This window comes from Rhizobium sp. R693, assembly GCF_002211315.1.
In the GTDB taxonomy this organism is placed as follows: domain Bacteria; phylum Pseudomonadota; class Alphaproteobacteria; order Rhizobiales; family Rhizobiaceae; genus Rhizobium.
On record NZ_LOKY01000045.1, the window covers coordinates 336141 to 350867 of the forward strand.

The 14727-nt window shown below is 61.5% G+C and carries 15 protein-coding genes; 9 read left to right on the top strand and 6 right to left on the bottom strand.

Going from position 1 to position 14727, the window contains the following annotated elements; all coding sequences use genetic code 11:
* Positions 1–6: 6 nt before the first annotated feature.
* Positions 7–1407 (bottom strand): threonine synthase, encoded by a 1401-nt coding sequence (gene thrC / locus ATY79_RS24500; RefSeq protein WP_088705142.1) that lies wholly within the window; start codon positions 1405–1407, stop codon positions 7–9.
* A 228-nt stretch (positions 1408–1635) separates the two neighbouring features.
* Here thrC and ATY79_RS24505 point away from each other — a divergent pair, with 228 nt between their 5' ends.
* Both ATY79_RS24505 and ATY79_RS24510 read left to right on the top strand, forming a co-directional pair.
* Positions 1636–2283: a hypothetical protein gene (locus ATY79_RS24505; RefSeq protein WP_189637245.1), complete on the top strand. Its 648-nt coding sequence runs from the start codon at positions 1636–1638 to the stop codon at positions 2281–2283.
* Positions 2284–2338: 55 nt separating this feature from the next.
* Positions 2339–3259, top strand: a complete 921-nt coding sequence (locus ATY79_RS24510) for a diacylglycerol kinase family protein (protein ID WP_088705143.1) — start codon at positions 2339–2341, stop codon at positions 3257–3259.
* Positions 3260–3419: 160 nt separating this feature from the next.
* Here ATY79_RS24510 and ATY79_RS24515 read toward each other — a convergent pair whose 3' ends face one another.
* Positions 3420–4109: an HAD family hydrolase gene (locus tag ATY79_RS24515; RefSeq protein ID WP_088705124.1), complete on the bottom strand. Its 690-nt coding sequence runs from the start codon at positions 4107–4109 to the stop codon at positions 3420–3422.
* 119 nt (positions 4110–4228) lie between these two features.
* Positions 4229–4915 carry a helix-turn-helix transcriptional regulator gene (locus ATY79_RS24520; protein ID WP_088705125.1) on the bottom strand — a complete coding sequence of 229 codons (687 nt, stop codon included), beginning with the start codon at positions 4913–4915 and terminating at the stop codon, positions 4229–4231.
* A 72-nt stretch (positions 4916–4987) separates the two neighbouring features.
* Here ATY79_RS24520 and ATY79_RS24525 point away from each other — a divergent pair, with 72 nt between their 5' ends.
* The 4 genes from ATY79_RS24525 to ATY79_RS24540 all read left to right on the top strand — a co-directional run bounded on the left by ATY79_RS24525 (position 4988) and on the right by ATY79_RS24540 (position 7604).
* Entirely contained in the window at positions 4988–5317 is a 330-nt protein-coding gene (locus ATY79_RS24525; RefSeq protein ID WP_088694506.1) for an NIPSNAP family protein, read from the top strand.
* A complete protein-coding gene (locus ATY79_RS24530) occupies positions 5314–5667 on the top strand; it encodes an antibiotic biosynthesis monooxygenase (protein WP_088694505.1) in 354 nt (117 codons plus the stop codon). The genes ATY79_RS24525 and ATY79_RS24530 overlap by 4 nt, the downstream gene beginning before the upstream one ends.
* A gap of 160 nt (positions 5668–5827) precedes the next feature.
* Positions 5828–6958: a site-specific DNA-methyltransferase gene (locus tag ATY79_RS24535; protein WP_088694504.1), complete on the top strand. Its 1131-nt coding sequence runs from the start codon at positions 5828–5830 to the stop codon at positions 6956–6958.
* A 175-nt stretch (positions 6959–7133) separates the two neighbouring features.
* Positions 7134–7604 (top strand): DUF6790 family protein, encoded by a 471-nt coding sequence (locus ATY79_RS24540; protein WP_088705126.1) that lies wholly within the window; start codon positions 7134–7136, stop codon positions 7602–7604.
* Here the strand turns inward: ATY79_RS24540 and ATY79_RS24545 are convergent.
* Genes ATY79_RS24545 through mutY form a run of 3 tightly spaced genes read right to left on the bottom strand, consistent with a single transcriptional unit; the run spans position 7589 to position 9660 of the window.
* Complete coding sequence (locus ATY79_RS24545; RefSeq protein WP_088705127.1) at positions 7589–7954, bottom strand: nuclear transport factor 2 family protein; 366 nt, start codon at positions 7952–7954, stop codon at positions 7589–7591. The genes ATY79_RS24540 and ATY79_RS24545 overlap by 16 nt on opposite strands.
* A gap of 2 nt (positions 7955–7956) precedes the next feature.
* Positions 7957–8565: an HAD family phosphatase gene (locus ATY79_RS24550; RefSeq protein WP_088694501.1), complete on the bottom strand. Its 609-nt coding sequence runs from the start codon at positions 8563–8565 to the stop codon at positions 7957–7959.
* 3 nt (positions 8566–8568) lie between these two features.
* Complete coding sequence (mutY, locus tag ATY79_RS24555) at positions 8569–9660, bottom strand: A/G-specific adenine glycosylase (RefSeq protein ID WP_189638069.1); 1092 nt, start codon at positions 9658–9660, stop codon at positions 8569–8571.
* A gap of 97 nt (positions 9661–9757) precedes the next feature.
* On the opposite strand from mutY, the gene ATY79_RS24560 reads away from it, so the two are divergent.
* From ATY79_RS24560 to ATY79_RS24570, 3 genes are all read left to right on the top strand, one after another.
* Positions 9758–10246 (top strand): DUF721 domain-containing protein, encoded by a 489-nt coding sequence (locus tag ATY79_RS24560; protein WP_088694499.1) that lies wholly within the window; start codon positions 9758–9760, stop codon positions 10244–10246.
* 160 nt (positions 10247–10406) lie between these two features.
* Complete coding sequence (locus ATY79_RS24565) at positions 10407–11099, top strand: DsbA family protein (RefSeq protein ID WP_088694498.1); 693 nt, start codon at positions 10407–10409, stop codon at positions 11097–11099.
* Positions 11100–11177: 78 nt separating this feature from the next.
* Positions 11178–14639 (top strand): chromosome segregation SMC family protein, encoded by a 3462-nt coding sequence (locus tag ATY79_RS24570; protein WP_088705129.1) that lies wholly within the window; start codon positions 11178–11180, stop codon positions 14637–14639.
* Positions 14640–14727 lie beyond the last annotated feature (88 nt).

Sequence of the window (14727 nt, forward strand, 5' to 3'; positions counted from 1 at the left end):
CGTTACTTAGGCCCGAGTATGCTCGCCGATGAAGGTCTCAATGGCTTTGAGCTCAGGCTTCACAATCTGAAAGCGCTCCTCCTCGTGCATCAGATCAGCAAGCCACGTCGGAAGCGCGGGGTCAATACCGGAGGCGGATTTTACGGCGGCGGGGAATTTCGCCGGGTGCGCGGTGGCAAGCGTCACCATCGGTGTGTTCGGCTTCTCGTGCTTGTCCGCAACGAAGACGCCGATCGCCGAGTGCGGATCGAGAAGATAGCCGGTTTCGGCATGGGTTTTCTTGATCGTCTGGGCGACCTGTTTCTCGCTTGCGCGGCCGGCGCGGAAGGCCTTCTTGATGAAGGCGAGGGCGTCCTTTGAAATCTCGAAACCGTTGGACTGCTTCAGGCTGTCCATCGCCGCGCGAACTTTCGATGCATCGCGATCGTAGGCCTCGAACAGCAAACGTTCGAAGTTCGAGGAGATCTGGATGTCCATCGACGGAGAGGTCGTAGCTTTGACGGCCTTCATCTCGTAGCGGCCGGTTTTCAGCGTACGGTCAAGGATATCGTTCTCGTTGGTGGCAACCACCAGCTTGCCGATTGGCAGGCCCATGCGCTTGGCGCAGTAGCCGGCGAAAATGTCGCCGAAATTGCCCGTCGGCACGGTAAAGGAAATCTTACGGTCCGGTCCGCCGAGCGCGATCGCCGTCGTGAAGTAGTAGACGATCTGGGCCATGATGCGAGCCCAGTTGATCGAGTTGACGCCGGAGAGTTTAACGCGATCGCGGAAGGGCGCGTCGTTGAACATCGCTTTCACGAGATTCTGGCAGTCGTCGAAATTGCCTTCGACGGCAAGCGCGTGAACGTTGGAGGCTGTGGAGGTCGTCATCTGGCGCTGCTGCACCGGCGAGACCTTGCCGTTCGGAAAGAGGATGAAGATGTCGGTGCGTTCGCGACCGGCAAAGGCGTCGATTGCCGCTCCCCCGGTATCGCCGGAGGTTGCGCCGACAATGGTTGCGCGCTCGCCGCGCTTTTCGAGCGCATAGTCCATCAGCCGGGCCAGCAGCTGCATGGCGACATCCTTGAACGCCAGCGTCGTGCCATGGAAAAGCTCCATAACGAAGCTGTTCGGACCTGTCTGCACGAGCGGGACGATCGCTGGGTGGCGGAAAGTGGCGTATGCCTCGTCGATCATGAACCGGAAGGTCTCATCCGGAATTTCGCCGTTGGTGAAAGGCGACAGGATCGCAAAGGCGATTTCCTGATAGCTCTTGCCGCGAAGCGCCCGGATTTCCTTCTTCGTGAAATGAGGCCACTTGCGCGGCACGTAGAGGCCGCCATCGCGCGCCAGACCCGCCAGCAATGCATCGCAGAAACCGAGGGAAGGGGCTTCGCCGCGGGTCGAGATATAATCCACTGTCGTCATCCTTGATGTGCCGGCCGGAGAAGATCCGGGTTGGAGGGAAAGTATGCCTCGCGCTGCATCTCGCTTACCCTGCCGGCCGTCGGCTGCGATCCCGAAATGTGCATCAAAACGGTTCTTACCCAATCGATTTTTGTTTGCGCCGCTGATATAGACCATCGCAAACTGTCACGAAAGGCCTGCCATCAAGTGATTAGGCCTGCCAAAAAACTTTGTGGAGAGGGTGGAATAATCGTGCTTGGCAAGGTCTCGCGTCTCATCGTTTCGGCTTCGTTCGCGGCAATTCTTGCCGGCTGCAATTCACTCGGCGTCGGCGGGGGCTCAGACAGCGCAACCGCACCAGCCCAATCGAATGGCAATGGGCAGATCATGCCGCTGGCGCCGTCCAACCCGTCGTCCAACGACGCATCGATCGGGACCGCCAAGACGGCCTCGGGTACCGCCGCGCCCGTCGTTCAGGGCGCGTGCCCGCAGATGTTCATGAAGGACAGCGCCGCGATCTTCCGGACTTATGCCGGCGGTGCGAAGACCGGCGATCCGCAGAAACTCGCCTATCAGGCATCGATCGGCGACTATACCCGCCAATGCAGCCTCAACGACACGAACCTGACGATGACCGTGGTGGCGCAGCTCCGTGTTATTGCCGGGCCGGCCGGCTCTTCCGGTAAGGTCACGCTCCCAGTTCGCATCACGGTCTATGACGGCGAGGATGCGCTCTATTCGGAAGTCACGAATTTCCCGGTCGAGGTCGGCTCCGGAGCCACGCAGGCCCTGTTCCGCAAGGACGGAATCAAGCTTCCGGTCGGGTCTGGCGCGCTGGTGCGCGTAAACATCGGTTTCGATCAGGGACCGGTGTCGACGAAAAAGAAGAAGGCCTGAAAAACGCCCTTGTTTCCGCATCGCCATGCTGGCCGGCGCCGGGAGCGCAGATCGCTTGAAAATCGGCATCGTATTGAACCCGGCGTCGGGGCGGCGCGGAAAGAAGCTGTTCTGGTCGACGCTGCGGCGCGCCATCGAGGCGAGAGTCACCGATCTCAGCCTGCGTGAAACCAAGGGCTTCGGCGATGCCGAACGCTTCGGGCGCGAGTTGGCGGATGACGGGGCCGATCTGGTGATCGCCGTCGGTGGCGATGGGACGATCGGCGAGGTGGCTGGCGGCATTCTGAAGTCGCATCGGCCGAGCACGGCTTTCTTTTTCATCGCCACTGGCACTGGATGTGATTTTGCCCGGAATTTTTCGATATCGCGTGATCCTGCCACGATCGCCAACCGTCTGACCTCTCCGTCCGTCCGGCAGATCGATGCCGGATTGCTGACCTGCGACGACGAGGACGGCGACACGGTCAGCCGCCACTTCGCCAACATCGCGAGCTTCGGCGTGTCGGGCCATATCGTGCGTGCCGTCAACGAGGCGCGTAAGGGCAGACGTCTACCCGGGCCGATGGTCTTCTTCTTCCATAGCCTGCTTCAGATCCTGCGCTACAAGCCTCGGGACATCCGCCTCAGGCTGGATGGCGAGGATATCTATGAAGGGCCGATCACCGCGGTCGCCGTTGCCAACGGCGCCTGGTTCGGCGGTGGCATGAAAGTGGCTCCGGATGCCGATGTCGCCGATGGCCTGTTCGACGTGGTCATCATCCGCGGCGCCGGCAGGCTGAAGGTCATAACGTTGATGAACAGCATCTACAGCGGCGGTCATCTCAAGAGCCCGCTTGTCAGCATCCATCGCGCGCGACTCGTCGAGGCATGGCCGATAGGCAAGGTCGGGGTGCCGATCGACAGCGACGGCGAGGCGCCCGGGCAGCTTCCGGCACGCTTCGAGATCGTGGCTGGCGCGCTAAGCCTGAGAATCTGACGATTGCGATGGAATCGCGAGCGTAAGCAAAGACGCTTGCAAGACGGCTTGCGCATTGTCTTCCCTCTCGGAGGCGATCGGTAAGATGCGCGCTAGCGCCGAGGGCGGGCTGAAAAACAAAAGGCCGCACGAGCGCGGCCTTTTCAAGGAAGAACGAGCCTTACAGAACGCCTTCCCACTCGGCGAGTGCGGCGACGACGCCGGGCAGATCGCTCATGCGGGAGATGACGGTTTCAGCGCCGGCATCGGTCAGCTTGTCGGAATGTGACGGATAGGTGTGCGAGGCACCGGTAAAACCGACGACACGCATGCCCGCAGCGCGCGCGGCATGGACGCCATGAACGGAGTCTTCGACCACAACGACGCGGTCCGTCGAAACGCCCATCTGTTTGGCGCCGTGCAGGAAGATATCCGGCTTCGGCTTCACGCGATCCGCGCCGAGCTCCTTGGCTGAGAAGATATGCGGTGCAAAAAGCGGCGTCAGGCCGACTTTGCCGAGCATCATGTCAAGCCGCGCGCTGCTGGAGTTCGAGCAGATGCAGCGCTTCAGCTTCAGGCGCGAAAGGGCGGCCTCGACGCCCGATATCGCCTGCACGTCCTGTTCTAGACGAAGATCGAGCAGCTTTTCGGACTTGTCGAGCAGCGATGCAGATATCGGGATGCTGGCCTCGCGCTCGACCTGGAAGAGAATGTTCTGCCACGTCATGCCGGCGAAGCGCTCGCCCATTTCCTCGATGCTGATCGGGTAGCCTGCTTCTGTGAGAAGCTTGGATTCGACATCCGCAGCGATGATTTCGGAATCGACCAGAACGCCGTCGCAGTCGAAGATGATGAGGTCGAAGCCGTCCATTTACTCGCGCCTTGTTTGGGATGATGCCCTTTACACGATGCCTCGCCGAACCTCAACCGATAGCAGGGCATGGCTGGATTGCGTGCCGCGGGCGGCTTGGATTTTACGTGTGTTCGCAGCTATTTGGTGGCTGGAAAGAGGGCAAGGAACTGCCGTTCGCCTTCGGGGGAAAAGACCACTGAGCGGCTTTCCGCCGCGCGACGGGCCCAACCCTTCTCGAGGAAATTCGAAAGCAGAGCCTTGCCGAGGCTGCCGGCGAGGTGCGCACGCCGTTCACTCCAGTCCAGGCAGGAGCGGCAGAGCGGCCGACGCGACGATTTCAGGGCATGGACATCGATGCCGATATCTTTGAGTGCCGTTTCGCCGCTCTCCGTTAGGGCGAGGCCGTCGCCGATCGCATCGATCGCGCCTCGGGCGATCAGGCTGTCCAGCATTCGCACGCCATAATCGCCGGCAAGGTGATCGTAGCAGATGCGGGCCTTGCGCAAGGCCGGCTCCTTCGGCCCCGGCTTGTGGCGCAGGTGGCCGCGTCCGGCCGCAAAACCCATGATGCTTTCCAGGAATTTGCCAACGCTGTCATCCGCCAGCGTGAAATAGCGATGGCGGCCTTGCTTGCGCTGTGCCAGCAGATTGCCTGCCTCCAGCTTGGCGAGGTGCGTGCTCGCCGTCTGCACGGTAATGCCGCCGGCTGCTGCAAGCTCCGTCGCGGTCAGCGCCTTGCCGCCCATCAACGCCGTCAGCATGTTGGCTCGGGCGGGATCGCCAATCAGTGCGCCGATCTGGGCTATGTCAGGTCCTTCTTTCATACTTCGATCCTAACCGAAGCATCCTCGTCCAGCAATGTGCGAAAACTGTTTCCAGACAACAAGGAGACGACGATGATTACCTGCTTCATCCGCTACGAGATCGATCCATTCAAGAAGGACGCCTTTACCGAATATGCCCGCAATTGGGGCCAGGCGATCCCGCGCAACGGCGCCGATCTGATCGGTTACTTCGCGCCGCATGAAGGTTCGGCAACGACGGCTTACGGCGTCTACAACATCGAAAGCCTCGCCGCATATGAAGCCTATCGCGCCCGCCTTGCCGCCGATCCGCTCGGCAAGGAAAACTACGAATTCGCCAAACGCGAGCGTTTCATCCTCAGGGAAGACCGCATCTTCCTCAAGAACGCTTCCCTTCCTCACGCAAAGCTGGTGATGCCATGATCGCTGTTATCTTCGAAGTCCTGCCCTACATGGGCGAACGCCACACCTATCTCGATCTCGCCGGCGAACTTCGGAGTGAGCTGGAAAAGATCGACGGCTTCATTTCGATCGAGCGCTTCGAAAGCCTTACCAATCGAGGCAAGCTGCTTTCGCTTTCCTTCTGGCGTGACGAGGAGGCGGTCAAAGCCTGGCGAAACGTGGAGGCGCACCGCGCCGCCCAGCACGCCGGTCGCAACGGCGTCTTCGCTGACTATCGCCTGCGCATCGGCTACATCGTCCGCGACTACGGCATGAACGACCGGGCCCAGGCACCGGAGGATAGCAAAGAAGTGCATGACGTGGCGGCTTAACGAGAGCGGCTGGAAGGGCAGGGTTGCTGCCCGCCCTTCGGCGTCTAAACACGTGCGGCGACTTATTTTCCCGAAATCGCTCATGCCTTCAGGCTTTGGTAACCAAACTGAGTAACCATAACGGACAGTAAAAGTGTAATGTGTATGAGCGAGTTTCCAGATGGCGTCAGTATTTCCGCTTGCCGATCTCAAGGCCTCCGCAAAACCGGACTCCTGGATCGACACGATCATCAAGGGCGATTGCGTTGCTGCTCTTGAAGCCCTGCCGAACCACTCCGTAGACGTTATCTTCGCCGATCCGCCGTACAACCTCCAACTCGGCGGCATGCTGCATCGCCCGGATCAGTCATTGGTCGATGCCGTCGATGACGAGTGGGATCAGTTCGCCTCCTTCGAAGCTTATGATGCATTCACTCGCGCCTGGCTGCTCGCCTGCCGTCGCGTCCTCAAGCCGACCGGGACGATCTGGGTCATTGGCTCCTATCACAATATCTTCCGCGTCGGCGCGACACTGCAGGACCTGAACTTCTGGATCCTCAACGACATCGTCTGGCGCAAGACCAACCCGATGCCGAACTTCAAGGGCCGCCGCTTCCAGAACGCGCATGAGACGATGATCTGGGCGAGCCCGAACGCCAAGGCCAAGGGCTACACCTTCAACTACGATGCCATGAAGGCGGCAAACGACGACGTGCAGATGCGCTCCGACTGGCTGTTCCCGATCTGCAGCGGCGGTGAGCGCCTGAAGGGCGACGACGGCAAGAAGGTGCATCCGACGCAGAAGCCCGAAGCATTGCTTGCCCGCGTGATCATGGCTTCCTCCAAGCCCGGCGACATCATCCTCGATCCGTTCTTCGGCTCCGGTACGACAGGCGCTGTCGCCAAGCGCCTCGGCCGCCACTTCGTCGGTATCGAGCGCGAGCAGGACTACATCGACGCGGCCTCCGCCCGCATCGAAGCGGTCGAGCCGCTCGGCAAAGCTGAACTCACCGTGATGACCGGCAAGAAGCAGGAAGTCCGCGTGGCTTTCAACGTGCTGGTCGAAAGCGGCCTGATCAAGCCCGGCCAGGTGCTGACCGATGCCCGCCGCCGCTACAGCGCGATCGTTCGCGCCGACGGCACAGTGGCCTCCGGCGGCGAGGCCGGTTCCATTCATCGCCTTGGGGCAAAGGTCCAGGGCCTTGATGCATGCAACGGATGGACATTCTGGCATTTCGACGACGGGCAGTCCCTGCGCCCGATCGATGAATTGCGGTCCGTGATCCGCGGTGATCTGGCAAAGGCGGAATGACGCGCGCCTCGACCTGATCGAGACTTCCTTCTTCCGGTGTTTTGTACCTCCAGTTACGGAAGAAGGCCTGGCGCCCGGGGATCAACACCCCGGGCGCTCTTCATTTTGGCTCGCGCGGTGGCGCAGTTCCGTGGCATGTATCGCTGACTGATGATCCGAACAGGCAGGGAAGGCCATGTATCTTGCGATCATACTGTTGCTGATGCTTGTTCTGCCGCTGGGCTCGGTCGTTGCGGAAGCGCATTCGAGCGCGGATGCCAACCTCGTGTTCCTGATCGGAAAATGGTTCGTCTTCTGGGGCGTCGGCCTGCGCTTGCTTGTGGCAAGCCTGAAGCAGATCATCAATCCGGCCTTCACGGCGGAAACGATCTTCGGTGTGACCGATCACAAGGCTCTGTCATTGGTGCAGGAGATCGGCTTCGGCAACCTGTCGATCGGCATGCTTGGCGTGCTCAGCTTCTTCGAGCCGCGGTGGGTCGTCCCTGCCGCGATCACCGGTTGCTTGTTCTTCGGTCTTGCCGGTCTCAAGCACCTTCTCGAGCCGGGGAGGAACAGGTCGAGGGCCATCGCGATGGTTTCCGACCTGTGGCTCTTTTTCGTGCTCGCCTTTTATCTCTCCGCAGCGTTCTTTCAGAACGCCCGATAATCCGTCACCTCGACGTGGGTGACACGACCATCTTCGTTGAAGGTGATCGTTTCTTCGCCCTCCCGCACCAAGGGGTTGCCCGTCTTGCTGTGCGTCGCGCGAACCGACCACACGGCGCGGCCGGCTTTGGGGCTCACGTTCTCGACCAGCGTGTCCATTGCCGTCTGGTCCGGGTAGTCGTCGAAATACTTGTGGAAAGCGACCATGATGTCGGCTCGCCCGGACAGGCTCCCGACACCGTTCGAGACATAGGTCGCGTCTTCCGCGAAATAGTTCTCGATCGTATCGAAATCGAGTGCGTTGATTGCGCCGTGGAAACGCTTGATTTCCTCAACGGGATCGAATGCCATGGTCAGAGCCTCACGCCGCGCGCTGCAAGATCGGCACGCAGCTTGTCGGCGCCAGTGAAAAGAACCGCATCCCAGCCGGCCGCCTTCGCGCCCTCGATGTTAGGGGCGGAGTCGTCGATGAAGATCGTCGCGGCCGGATCGAGGTCGAAGCTCTTGGCGTGCGTTTCGTAGATAGCAATGTCGGGTTTGATGAGGCCGACATCGCCGGAAACCGTCACGCCGCGCGGCTTGGTCAGGAACGGGAAGCGGACTTGCGCCTCGCGGAAGGTATCGGATGCGAAGTTGGTCAGCATCGTCACGTCCTGGCCGTCGGCAATCAAGCCTTCCATGATGGCGACGCTGTCGTCATAGGAGTGCGGAACCATCTCGTGCCAGTATTTGCGGAAGGCGCGGATATGCTCCTCACGTTCAGGATGAACCTCGATCAGCAGGGCCTCGGCATCGGCCCAGGTGCGTCCGCGGTCTTGTTCGATGTTCCAGTCGTGGGTGCAGACATTGTCGAAGAACCATTTGCGTTCGGCCTCGTCGGGAATGAGGCGGCTGAATGGAATATTCGGATCGTAATGGATGAGAACTTTTCCGATGTCGAAAACAATATGCTCGATGGGCATCGATCAATCCTTGGCATGTTTGAACGCGAGCGGGATAGCCGCGGTGATTGCTTTTTTCATGACGGTCGGCAGCGCCTGCGAGTCAAGATTTGTAACCGGCTCCCACCAACCGTTATCCACTTGAATTCGCGAAGGGATCGCGACGCGGTAGATCGATAACCTGAGCTCGAAATGGGTGAAGACGTGGGTCACCGCCCCGCAGGGCTCCCAGGCTGCAAGGAAAGGCGCGGCATTGGCTGACGTCTCTCCATCCTGCCGTGCCGTCCAGCCTGTCGTCGGCACCTCGGTCATGCCGCCGAGCAGGCCGCTTTCGATGCGTCGCCGCAAGAGAACATCGCCATCCGCAGTGACCGCGATAAAGGCTGCACCTTGACGGATCGGCTTCTCCTTCTTGGCAGCCTTGACCGGAAACCGTTCCGGATCGTGCAGGCGCAGCGCCTCGCAGGATCCATTGAACGGACAGAGAGAACAGGCAGGGCGTTTCGGTGTGCAGATCGTCGCGCCGAGATCCATCATCGCCTGCGCGAAGTCGCCCGGTCGGTCCTTCGGGGTCAGAAGAGCCACCTTCTGCTTCATCAACGGTTTGGCTGCGGGCAGGGGCGTGGCAATCGCGTAGAGCCGCGAGATCACACGCTCGACGTTGCCGTCCATCACGGCCGCCTGCCGGTTGAAGGCGATCGCCGCCACCGCGGCTGCCGTATAGTCGCCGATACCGGGAAGCGATTTCAGCCCGTCCTCGCTGTCAGGAAAGACGCCGTCGTGTTCGCCCGCCACCGCTTCGGCGCATTTCTTGAGGTTTCGGGCGCGCGCGTAATATCCGAGCCCGGCCCAGGCAGCCATCACGTCCTCGCTGGGCGCATCGGCGAGATCCCGCACGGTCGGCCAGCGTGCGAGGAAGTTGGCGAAGTAGGGCTTCACCGCCGGCACTGTGGTCTGCTGCAGCATCACTTCGGAGAGCCAGACATGGTAGGGGTCGGCCTTGATGCCGCGCGCCGCCATAGGTGGCGAGACGCGCCAGGGCAAATCGCGATGGTGCCGGTCATACCAGCTAAGAAGGGGTTTGGCGGCGGGCGCGTCCAGTGTCGTCGATGTCATCATTTGCCGTCGTCAGGGGAAGTGCCTTATACTTGGCGAAGCAATGCCGCGCGATCAAGGCAGTGGCGCCTGAAGGCAGCGCGATGTGAAGGTTTCGATGAGTTATCCACGCAAAGGTGAAAAGCAGATCTCCGAATTGACCAATGGGTTGATCGATCCGGTGCTGGCAAAGCGCGCCGGCATCAACACGGCGCTGCTCGGATCATGGGACGAGATCGCCGGCGAGGAGTTTGCCGATTGCACGCGGCCGGAAAAGATAGCCTGGGCGAGGGGTAACGATGACGGCAGCTTTCGTCCCGGCGTGCTCACCATTGCCTGCGAGGGTGCCCGCGCTTTGTTTCTGACGCATGCACAGAACGAATTGATCCAGCGGGTCAACAGCTTCTTCGGCTTCGCCGCCGTTCACCAGATCCGCATCGTCCAGAAGCCTGTCTATCAGGCGGCTAAGCGCTCCCGTACACCTCCGCCGCTGAAGGGTGCGGCCGCCGCAAAACTCGACGAGATGATGGCAGGGATCGAGGGCGACAAGCTGCGTGAAGCGGTGAAGCGTCTCGGCACGGCCGTGTTGGGAAAGCGCGGCCGCTAGCGACTCTCAAGTATTGCCACGGCAATTCTGTCCGCAATTTAATCTGGCGGTCCAACCAAGGTCACAATTCTTTGAAGAAAGTTGGTGAAGCGTGCCTTGTTCGGGACTTCGAGCCGTTATATCGCACTGTTAGCCACTACACTCATTTATGGGGAACTTCATGTCGATTTCCGAAATGCAACTGACGAAACGCCAGCTTCTGGGCGGCGTGGCTGCGGCGACCGCGACCCTGGCGGTTTTCAGCACCGCGCATGCCGCGACCGAAGTGCCGAAGCCCGATGGCGACGTCGACATGGCTGCCGTGCTGAAGCCGGGCGAGTTGCCGGAAATGGTACTCGGCAAGGAAGATGCCCCGGTCACGATCGTCGAATACATGTCGATGACCTGCCCCCATTGCGCTCACTTCCACACGACGACCTTCGACGAGATCAAGAAGAAGTACGTCGACACCGGCAAGGTACGCTTTATCATTCGCGAATTTCCGTTTGATCCGCGTGCGGCTGCCGCCTTCATGCTGGCCCGCTGCAACGCTGCCAAGCCGGAAGAATTGAGCACGGCCGAACAGTATTTCCCGATGGTTTCGATGCTGTTCAAGCAGCAGCAAAACTGGGCTGCCGCGGACGATGGCCGCGCTGCATTGCTTCAGATGTCCAAACTTGCTGGATTTACTGAGGATAGCTTTACGAAGTGCTTGACGAACCAGAAGCTGCTGGATCAAGTGAATGCAACGCGGGAAAGGGGTTCCAAGGAGTTTGGCGTCAACGCCACGCCGACGTTCCTCATCAACGGGAAGCGCTATTCTGGAGACATGTCGGTTGACACCATGTCGGCCCTTATCGACAGCCTGCTCTAAACTGAACCGTATCCGATCGACGGGCGACGGCCGAAGTCGTGCGCCCGTCGTTTGCTTTATCAGGCGCGGGGACGCGGCATGAAGTTCAACAAGCTTCGCGTCGTCGGCTTCAAATCCTTCGTCGAACCCACCGAATTCATCATCGAGCGCGGCTTGACTGGCATCGTCGGCCCGAACGGCTGCGGCAAGTCGAACCTCGTCGAAGCGCTCCGCTGGGTGATGGGTGAAAACTCCTACAAGAACATGCGCGCGTCCGGCATGGACGACGTCATTTTCTCCGGCTCCGGCAATCGTCCCGCCCGCAACACCGCCGAAGTTGCACTCTATCTCGACAATGCAGAGCGCACGGCGCCTGCTGCCTTCAACGATAGCGACGAGATCCAGGTCACGCGCCGCATCGAGCGCGAGCAGGGGTCGATCTATCGCATCAACGGCAAGGAAAGCCGCGCCAAGGACGTGCAGCTTCTCTTCGCCGACGCCTCCACCGGCGCCCGTTCACCATCGATGGTCGGGCAGGGGCGTATTGGCGAGTTGATCTCGGCAAAGCCACAGGCCCGCCGCCAGTTGCTCGAAGAGGCCGCCGGCATATCAGGCCTGCATTCGCGCCGTCACGAAGCTGAGCTTCGTCTGCGTGCCGCCGAGAGCAATCTCGAACGCCTCGACGACGTGACCTCGCAGCTCGAAAGCCAGATCGAAAGCTTGAAGCGTCAGGCCCGTCAGGCAAGCCGCTTCAAGTCGCTGTCTGCCGATATCCGCGCCCGCGAGGCGCTGCTTCTGCATATCCGCTGGGTTCAGGCCAAGGAGGCGGAAGCCGAGGCCGACAGCGCGCTCAATCAGGCCACTGTCGTCGTCGCCGAAAAGGCGCAGATGCAGATGGAGGCCGCCAAGACTCAGGGCGGTGCCAGCCTCAAGCTGCCGGAACTGCGCGAGGGCGAAGCGCGTGCAGCTGCCGCGCTGCAGCGCCTGCAGATCGCCAAGACACAGCTGGAGGAGGATGCTAACCGCATCCTGCGCCGTCGCGACGAGCTGACCCGCCGCCTTGCGCAGCTCGGCGAGGATATCCGCCGCGAGGAGCGGCTGGTTGCAGACAACGCCGAAATCCTGGCGCGGCTGGATGCCGAACAGGCGGAGATCACCGAGATCCTTGCCGACTCTGGCCGCTTAGCCGAAGAAACACGCGAGGCTTTCGAGGAGGCTACCGCAAAGCTCGCCGACAGCGAACGGATTTTCACCGCGCTGACGGCTGAACGTGCCGAGGCTGCGGCTGGGCGCAACCAGCTCGAGCGCGCCATTCGCGACCTTGCCGATCGCAAGATGCGTCTTGAACGGCAGATGGACGAAGCCAACCGCGAGCTGTCGGCTATCGGCGAGAAGATGTCCGCTCTGCCTGATCCAGACGAGAAGCGGGCCATGGTCGAGGCGGGCGAGCAGGCGCTTGCCGAGGCTGAAGCCGCAATCCAGGACGTCGAGCAGGCCTTGGCCGCTGCCCGCCAGACCGAGGCTCTCTCCCGATCGCCGGTCGATCAGGCGCGCGCAAAGCTGAACGCCATCGAAACGGAAGCCCGGACCATTTCGCGCATGCTGGCCGCCGGCGCAGCCGCAGGCGAATTTGCGCCGGTTGCCGATGAGCTTCGCGTCGATCGCAGCTTCGAAACGGCGCTCGGTGCTGCCTTGGGTGACGACATCGAATCCCCGCTTGATCCCAAAGCGCCGGTTCATTGGTCCGGCATTGGTGACGGTGCCGTGGACCCGGCGCTGCCGGCCGGTGCGACGCCACTAATCAATTACGTTCGCGCTCCTACGGCGCTGATGCGCCGCCTGAAACAGATCGGCCTTGTCTCCGGTGCGGATGCTGCAGCTCTGATGAAAGACCTGAAGCCCGGCCAGCGTCTCGTGACGAAGGAAGGCGCCGTCTACCGCTGGGACGGTCACGTCACCGGTGCCGATGCACCGAGTGCGGCCGCACTGAAGCTGGCGCAGAAGAACCGGCTCGCCGAACTGGAAAGCGAAGCGGCGCTTGCCCGCGACATACTCGATGAAGCAGAAGAACGCCTGGCGGTCGCGGCCGATGCCATCCGCCTTCGGGAACAGCGCCTCGCCGAGGCGCGCGAGAAGAGCCGCATCTCCGCGCGGCAACTCGCCGAGGCGCGCGAAGCGCTGGCAGCGGCCGAGCGGGCTTCCGGCGATCTCGTCCGTCGCCGCGATGTCATTGCGGAAGCTGTCAGCCAGCTTCAGATCCAGCTTGAGGATCTTTCGGTGCAGGAAGAGAACGCCCGGATCGAGCTGGAAGATGCCCCTGATCTGACGGCGATCGACGAACGGCTTCGGTCGCAGCAGGCCGAAGTGGCGACCGACCGCGGAGTACTCGCCGAAGCGCGGGCTCGCCACGAAAGCCTGAACCGCGAGAACGAGGCTCGTCAGCGCCGCATCATTGCCATCCGGCAGGAGCGGGAGACTTGGCGCCTGCGCGCTGCCAGCGCCGAGGATCACATCGCGACGCTTCGCGACCGCGAGGAGGAAGCCCGGGAGGAAGCAGCCGAGCTCGAAATGGCTCCCGATGAGTTTGACGACAAGCGCCGCGCGCTGTTGACCGAACTCCAGAAGGCTGAGGAAGCGCGTCGCCATGCGGCCGATGTGCTAGCCGAAGCCGAGCTCGTCCAGCGCGACGCCGACCACAAGGCGGCGACGGCTCTCTCCGAGCTCGCCGAAAGCCGCGAGCGCCGCGGTCGCGCCGAAGAGCGGCTGGTCTCGGCGCGGGAGAAACGACAGGAAACCGAAGCCCGAATACGTGAGGCACTAAACGTTGCGCCACACGAGGCCCTTCGGCTTGCCGGACTGGAGGCAATGCAGGCCGCGCCTGACCTTCGTGAGGTCGAGCGCGAACTCGAACGACTCAAGATAGAGCGCGAGCGACTTGGCGCGGTCAACTTGCGCGCCGAGGAGGAGCAGAAGGAACTGACGGGGAAGCTCGAGGCGCTGATCAAGGAACGCGACGATGTTATCGATGCGATTCGCAAGCTGCGTGGTGCGATCCAGAGCCTCAATCGCGAGGGCCGCGAGCGCCTGCTCGCCGCCTTCGACGTGGTCAACGGCCAGTTCCAGCGCCTCTTCACCCATCTTTTCGGCGGCGGCACTGCCGAATTGCAGCTGATCGAATCCGACGATCCGCTCGAAGCCGGCCTGGAAATTCTCGCCCGCCCGCCCGGCAAGAAGCCGCAGACGATGACGCTCCTTTCGGGTGGCGAGCAGGCACTGACGGCAATGGCGCTGATCTTTGCCGTCTTCCTCACCAATCCCGCCCCGATCTGCGTGCTGGACGAAGTGGACGCCCCGCTCGACGACCACAATGTCGAGCGCTATTGCAACCTGATGGACGAAATGGCCGCCTCCACCGAAACGCGTTTCGTCATCATCACCCACAATCCGATCACCATGGCGCGCATGAACAGGCTGTTCGGCGTGACGATGGCGGAGCAGGGCGTATCGCAGCTCGTGTCGGTCGATCTGCAGACGGCTGAACAACTGCGTGAGATCGCCTGAACAGGCGGCTGAGAAACGCCCAAAAAAAGTCTGTCGGAATAGGCCGTCTCCACCATTCTGCTAATGTTTTCCTACCGATCTTGTATTA

Bases quoted from the DNA above. Each gene is read 5' to 3' on its own strand.
- ATY79_RS24570 (WP_088705129.1), top strand. From the start codon at position 11,178: ATGAAGTTCAACAAGCTTCGCGTCGTCGGCTTCAAATCCTTCGTCGAA.
- thrC (WP_088705142.1), bottom strand. From the start codon at position 1,407: ATGACGACAGTGGATTATATCTCGACCCGCGGCGAAGCCCCTTCCCTC.
- ATY79_RS24525 (WP_088694506.1), top strand. From the start codon at position 4,988: ATGATTACCTGCTTCATCCGCTACGAGATCGATCCATTCAAGAAGGAC.
- ATY79_RS24515 (WP_088705124.1), bottom strand. From the start codon at position 4,109: ATGGACGGCTTCGACCTCATCATCTTCGACTGCGACGGCGTTCTGGTC.
- ATY79_RS24565 (WP_088694498.1), top strand. From the start codon at position 10,407: ATGTCGATTTCCGAAATGCAACTGACGAAACGCCAGCTTCTGGGCGGC.
- ATY79_RS24560 (WP_088694499.1), top strand. From the start codon at position 9,758: ATGAGTTATCCACGCAAAGGTGAAAAGCAGATCTCCGAATTGACCAAT.
- ATY79_RS24530 (WP_088694505.1), top strand. From the start codon at position 5,314: ATGATCGCTGTTATCTTCGAAGTCCTGCCCTACATGGGCGAACGCCAC.
- mutY (WP_189638069.1), bottom strand. From the start codon at position 9,660: ATGACATCGACGACACTGGACGCGCCCGCCGCCAAACCCCTTCTTAGC.
- ATY79_RS24545 (WP_088705127.1), bottom strand. From the start codon at position 7,954: ATGGCATTCGATCCCGTTGAGGAAATCAAGCGTTTCCACGGCGCAATC.
- ATY79_RS24535 (WP_088694504.1), top strand. From the start codon at position 5,828: ATGGCGTCAGTATTTCCGCTTGCCGATCTCAAGGCCTCCGCAAAACCG.
- ATY79_RS24540 (WP_088705126.1), top strand. From the start codon at position 7,134: ATGTATCTTGCGATCATACTGTTGCTGATGCTTGTTCTGCCGCTGGGC.
- ATY79_RS24520 (WP_088705125.1), bottom strand. From the start codon at position 4,915: ATGAAAGAAGGACCTGACATAGCCCAGATCGGCGCACTGATTGGCGAT.
- ATY79_RS24550 (WP_088694501.1), bottom strand. From the start codon at position 8,565: ATGCCCATCGAGCATATTGTTTTCGACATCGGAAAAGTTCTCATCCAT.